A 5,676-nucleotide genomic window follows, 5' to 3' on the forward strand; every position below is an offset into this window, starting at 1 on the left:
CCCGCTGATTAAGAGTCAGCTGCTCTAACCAACTGAGCTAGCGGCGCCTGCTGACCTGCACAACTCTACCCGACGGGCGAGGGTGCTCCGGACTCGACGTACATCATTCGGACCGTCAGCATGCGCGTGCGGGCGACAGTTGAGAAACTGACGAATGTGCACAGTTGCGGACATTTCTATCTGGAGTGTGAGGGGCGTCGCATGGAGACTCCGGTATTCGAGGAAATCGATCCCGCGAGCGACTGCGACTGCCCCGGATGCGTCCACTGGCGGCGCGTGCTCCCCCGCTCGACGGGCGGTGGCGGCCACCCCGCCGCCACCCGGGCCCTGGTCGTCGCCGCCGCGGCCTCCACGGCCTTCGGCGTGGTCCACACGGCCCCGGCCTTCGCGGCCCCCCACGCCCCGGCCCGGCCGGAGATCCCGGCGTTCGACGGGCCCGACACTCCGCAGGGGCACAAGGCCCCCCTGCACGGCTCCGGCGGCAGACCCGCGGCCGTCAAGACGCCGACCACCACCCGCGCGGACATCATCCGGCGGGCCAAGCAGTGGGTCGCCGCGAGGGTGCCGTACAGCATGTCCGCCTACTGGGGCGACGGCTACCGGCAGGACTGCTCGGGCTTCGTCTCCATGGCCTGGAACCTGCCGGGCAACGAGTGGACCGGCAGCCTGGGCCAGTACGGGATCAGGATCGCCAAGGACGACCTCCAGCCCGGGGACATCCTGCTCTTCCACAACCCGGACAACCCCGAGCAGGGCTCCCACGTCGTCATCTTCGGCGGCTGGACGGACTACACGCGCACCTACTACCTCGCCTACGAGGAGACCCGCCCGTACGCCCGGGGGCAGGCCACCCCGTACGCCTACTGGAGCAACTCGGACCGTTACGTCGCCTACCGCTACAAGGGGCTCGCGGGCGCCGCCGCGGGCGCCGAGCCGGACACCGCCAAGCCGCAGGCGCCGGACGTGACCCCTTATCCCGGGGCCGCCTACTTCGGTCCCGGGGCCAACAACAAGTACGTCACCCAGCTCGGCCGCATGCTCGTGAAGCGCGGTGCCGGGCGCTACTACACCTCCGGCCCCGGCCCGCGCTGGACGGACGCGGACCGCAGGGCCACCCAGGCGTTCCAGCTGGCACAGGGCTGGCAGGGCGAGGACGCGGACGGGCTGCCCGGGGCGCATGCCTGGACGCTGCTGGTGACCGGCACCGGCAAGGACATCGGGGCTGGCGGCCGGACGGGGACGGCGGGCCCGGCCCGACCCTCCTCACCTTCCTCACCCTCCTCGCACGGCGTCCCCGGCTACCCGGGACGCGCGATGTTCCGGCCCGGCGCGACCAACACCTACGTCACCCAGCTCGGCGGACAGCTGGTGAAGAAAGGGTTCGGCAAGTACTACACGACCGAGCCGGGGCCGCGCTGGGGCGAGCGGGACCGGCGGGGCGTCGAGGCCTTCCAGCGCGCCCAGGGCTGGCGGGGCGGCGCGGCGGACGGCTACCCGGGGCCGGAGACCTGGCGGCGGCTCTTCTCGTAACCACTGTGGTGACATCTGGCGCGGAGGCTGGAGACACGCATGACTACGACCACTTCACCCACACCGGAGTCCGAGGGGCACGCCCGCCCGGCCCGGCTCATCCAGAACGAGGCGACCACCGAGATCCCGGTCCATCTGCTCTTCCGGGACGACCCCGACTCCGTGTCGGTACCGCTGAGACCCGCGGTGGTGGCACGCCGGCAGGGCACCGGGGAACAGCCCCGCCTGCGCAGGCCCGACCGGGTCACCCCGCGCCCCGTCCCCGCCGTCGACCCGGAGCTGACCGAGCGCTCCGCGCGGGTGCTGCCGGGCTCGGTGGGTGTCCTCGCCGGCGCCTGCGGACTGGCCGGATGCGCGGTCACCTCGGGGTGGGCCGGCGTGCTGCCGCGGCTCGTCCTCGAGGCGCTCAGGGTCCCGGCGTTCGCGGGCGCGGGCCTCGGTCCGGCGCAGTGGGCGGCGTACGCCGGAGCCGGTGCCCTCGCCCTGTTCGGCTTCGGCGGGCTGGCCCGGGGCCGTACCGGACGCGCCTGGGTGCTCGGTCTGTTCGGCCGCTACCGGGGGACCGTCCGGCGCACCGGCCTGCTGTGGGTCAACCCGCTGCTGCTGCGCCGCCGGGTCGACGTACGGCTGCGGCACTGGCGCGGTGAGCCGATGCCGGCCGCCGACGCGAGCGGGGTCGGGCTCCGGGTCGTCGTCCTCGTGGTGTGGCGGGTGCGGGACACCGCGCGGGCCACGCTCGGCGTCGACGACCACGAGACGTACCTGCGTGAGTGCGTCGAGGCCGCGCTCGCCCGGGTCCCGGTGGAGGCGCCGGGATCCGGACGCGGCTCGGTCGACGCGGCGGGGGAGGCGCTGACCCGGCTGGTGGCCGCGGAGACCGCGCCCGTCGGCGTCGAGGTGTTCTCGGTCCAGCCGCTGCGTATCGAGTACGCCCCCGAGGTCGCCGCCGCGATGCACCGCCGCAGGATCGCCGCGCTGGACGCCCAGCACCGGTCGAGCATGCTGACCTCGGTCGTGGACTCGGTGGAGGACACGGTGACCCGGCTGACCATGCGGGGCCTGGTGGAACTCGACGACTACGAACGCAAGGCGCTGGTGAAGGACTTGACGGTGGCGTTCTGCGCGGGGCGGACGGAATCGGGCGCGTAGTTGGTATGGACATGGTCAACGCGCAGTAATAATCTGAGACTTGGTCTAGACCTGCAAGCTCACTGAACCTCCCCACGTTCTCCAGGAGCGGCAGCATGCGCAAAAAGACCAGGTGGTACGCCGCCGTGGTGGGCCTCGCCACCACCGGGGCCCTCGTGCTCTCCTCCGGCGGCGCCAGCGGCCACGGCTACACCGACCTCCCCATCAGCAGGCAGAAGCTCTGCCAGAACGGCACCGTGACGAACTGCGGCGACATCCAGTGGGAGCCGCAGAGCGTCGAGGGCCCCAAGGGCTTCCCGGTCGGCGGGCCCGCCGACGGCCAGATATGCAACGGCGGCGTGAGCCGCTTCAGCCAGCTCAGCGCGCCGAGGACACCCTCGGGCGGGGCCTGGCCGGCGACCAGGGTGACGGGCGGCCAGAGCTACACGTTCCGCTGGCAGTTCACCGCGATGCACGCCACGACCGACTTCAAGTACTACGTCACCAAGGCGGGCTGGAACCAGAACCACAACCTGACCCGCTCCGACCTCAACCTCACCCCGTTCCTGACCGTCCCCTACAACGGCCAGCGGCCCCCCTCGACCCTCTCGCACAGCGGCACCCTGCCGTCCGGGCTCAGCGGACGGCATGTGATCGTCGCGGTGTGGACGATCGCCGACACGACGAACGCGTTCTACGCCTGCTCGGACGTCACGTTCTGAGCATCGCTTGAGGCAGTCCAGGCTTCCCCCGGGGTAGGTTCCCCCACACGAGCAGTACCTGACCTCGGGGGACGCGTTATGGATGCCTTCTTCTACATCGTTCCCGTGCTGATCATGGCCGGAGCCCTCTTCGCGGCCTACGGCGTGCTGCGGCGCTGGCTGCAGATGCGCAGTGCCTGGAACAGCGGGCTGACGGCCGAGGCGCGCTGTCTGCGGATGTACACGACGACCCACGGCGGCAGCGGGGACACGCGGGTGCGCACGACCCTGCACCACGTGTACGAGTTCACGACCGGCGACGGCCGGGTCGTCCGCTTCGAGGAGGAGGACGGCCCGGGGACCACGGTCGAGGGCGACATCGTCACCGTCCACCACACCGCCGGACCCGAGGTCGTCGCCACGGCCCACGCCCCGGCCCGCGCCAAGCACGCCGCTCGCGCGTTCGCCATGCTCGCGTTCCTCGGCGTCGTCGTGGCGTTCTGCATCGGCTTCATGGTCACCTTCACCGAGATGAACTCGGGTCTCCACATCTGACGGTCCGTCAACTACCGTGCGCCTCCATGGACTCCAGGAGGCGTACGGTCGCGGAGCTCGTCGCCGGGCGGTGGGGCGAGCACCGTCCCGGGCTGTGGTTCGAGGGGCGGGCGCTCACCCATCACGAGGTCGCCGCGGGCGCCGCCGCGCGGGCGGCACTGCTCACCGACCTGCTGCCGGGCGCCGGGGCCCACATCGGTGTGCTGCTCGACAACACCCCCGAGTACCCGCTGTGGCTGGGCGCCGCGGCTCTCGCCCGGGCCGCCGTCGCCGGGGTCAACCCCACCCGCCGGGGCGCCGAACTGGCGCGTGACATCGTGCACACCGAGTGCCGCCTGCTGATCACCGAGGCGTCCCACCTGCCCCTGCTGCGGGGCCTCGACCTGCCCGGCGTCCGCCTGCTGGTGACCGGCACCGAGGAGTACGACGCCCTGCTCGCGCCCTACGCCGGCGCCGAACCGGACGCCTCCCGTGCCGCCCCCGACGACCGGCTGCTCCTCTACTTCACCTCCGGCTCGACCGGCGCCCCCAAGGCGGCGCTGTGCTCCCAGGGCCGGCTGGCCGCGGCGGGGAGGTCTCTGGCCGACCAGTTCCGGCTCGGACCCGACGGGGTGCACTACATCTGCATGCCGATGTTCCACGGCAACGCGGTGATCGCCGACTGGGCGCCCGCGCTGGCGACCGGGGCGGGGGTGGCGCTGAGGCGGCGGTTCTCGGCCTCGGGGTTCCTGGCGGACGTGCGGGCGTACGGGGCGACGTACTTCACCTATGTCGGCCGGGCGATCCAGTACGTCCTGGCCACGGAGGAGCGTGCGGACGACCGGGACAACCCGCTGCGGCTCGGTTTCGGCACGGAGGCGGGGGCGGTGGACGCGGCGGCCTTCGAGCGGCGGTTCGGGGTGCGGCTGGTCGAGGGATACGGCTCCTCCGAGGGCGGCGCGGCGATCCAGTGGGCGCCCGGGACTCCGCTGGGCGCGGTCGGGCGGGCGGGGCCCGGGCTCGTCGTACTCGACCAGGAGACGGGTCGGGAGTGCCCGACCGCACGGTTCGACGCGGCGGGGCGGCTGCTGAACGGGGACGAGGCGATAGGGGAACTGGTGAACAGGGCCCCGAACCCCTTCGAGGGGTACTGGCGTAATCCGGAGGCGGAGGCCGAACGCCGCCGGGGAGGCTGGTACTGGACCGGCGACCTCTTCTACCGGGACACCGAGGGCTACCTCTACTTCGCGGGCCGCACCGACGACCGGCTCCGCGTGGACGGCGAGAACCTGGCCGCCGCGATGATCGAGAACATCCTCGCGCGCTACGAGGGGGCGGTGGCCGTCGCCGTGTACGCGGTGCCGGATCCGGTCACCGGGGACCAGGTGATGGCGACGATCGCGGGCACCTTCGACCCGGTGGCCTTCGCGGACTTCCTGGCCGCCCAGCCCGACCTGGGCACGAAGATGGCACCCCGGTTCGTGCGGGTGGTGGACCGCATGCCGGTTACGGCCACGAACAAGATCCACCGGGCACTGCTCAGGAAGGAGGGCGTGCGCTGCGCGGACCCGGTGTGGTGGCGCCCACCGGGAACGAGGACATATCAGCGCCTGGAAGACGCCGAAGGGCCCCTCGCTCTCACGAGAGGCCCTTCATTGGTGCGCCGCCAGGGACTCGAACCCCGGACCCGCTGATGCTGTGTCTTCTGGGGGACAACCCCCAGACCCCCGGCCGACAGGCCTCGTCTGAGCCGGGGAAACGCGGAAGGGCTTCTTACTCCCAC

General features: G+C 72.2%; 5 protein-coding genes. All 5 read left to right on the forward strand.

Going from position 1 to position 5,676, the window contains the following annotated elements:
* Positions 1–201 precede the first annotated feature (201 nt).
* The 5 genes from ACFVYN_RS40860 (at position 202) to ACFVYN_RS40880 (ending at position 5,587) form a co-directional block, all read left to right on the forward strand.
* Positions 202–1,530 (forward strand): peptidoglycan-binding protein, encoded by a 1,329-nt coding sequence (locus ACFVYN_RS40860; RefSeq protein ID WP_390007892.1) that lies wholly within the window; start codon positions 202–204, stop codon positions 1,528–1,530.
* Positions 1,531–1,569: 39 nt separating this feature from the next.
* Entirely contained in the window at positions 1,570–2,679 is a 1,110-nt protein-coding gene (locus ACFVYN_RS40865; protein ID WP_390007894.1) for an SPFH domain-containing protein, read from the forward strand.
* Between the two features lie 95 nt (positions 2,680–2,774).
* The gene (locus ACFVYN_RS40870) at positions 2,775–3,380 is read left to right on the forward strand and encodes a lytic polysaccharide monooxygenase (RefSeq protein WP_390007896.1); all 606 of its coding nucleotides are present in this window, start codon (positions 2,775–2,777) and stop codon (positions 3,378–3,380) included.
* A 78-nt stretch (positions 3,381–3,458) separates the two neighbouring features.
* Positions 3,459–3,914, forward strand: coding sequence for a hypothetical protein (locus ACFVYN_RS40875; RefSeq protein ID WP_390007898.1), 456 nt, complete (start codon positions 3,459–3,461; stop codon positions 3,912–3,914).
* 26 nt (positions 3,915–3,940) lie between these two features.
* A complete protein-coding gene (locus tag ACFVYN_RS40880; RefSeq protein ID WP_390007900.1) occupies positions 3,941–5,587 on the forward strand; it encodes an AMP-binding protein in 1,647 nt (548 codons plus the stop codon).
* Positions 5,588–5,676: the final 89 nt, after the last annotated feature.

Source organism: Streptomyces sp. NPDC058307 (genome assembly GCF_042880295.1).
Lineage (GTDB): Bacteria > Actinomycetota > Actinomycetes > Streptomycetales > Streptomycetaceae > Streptomyces.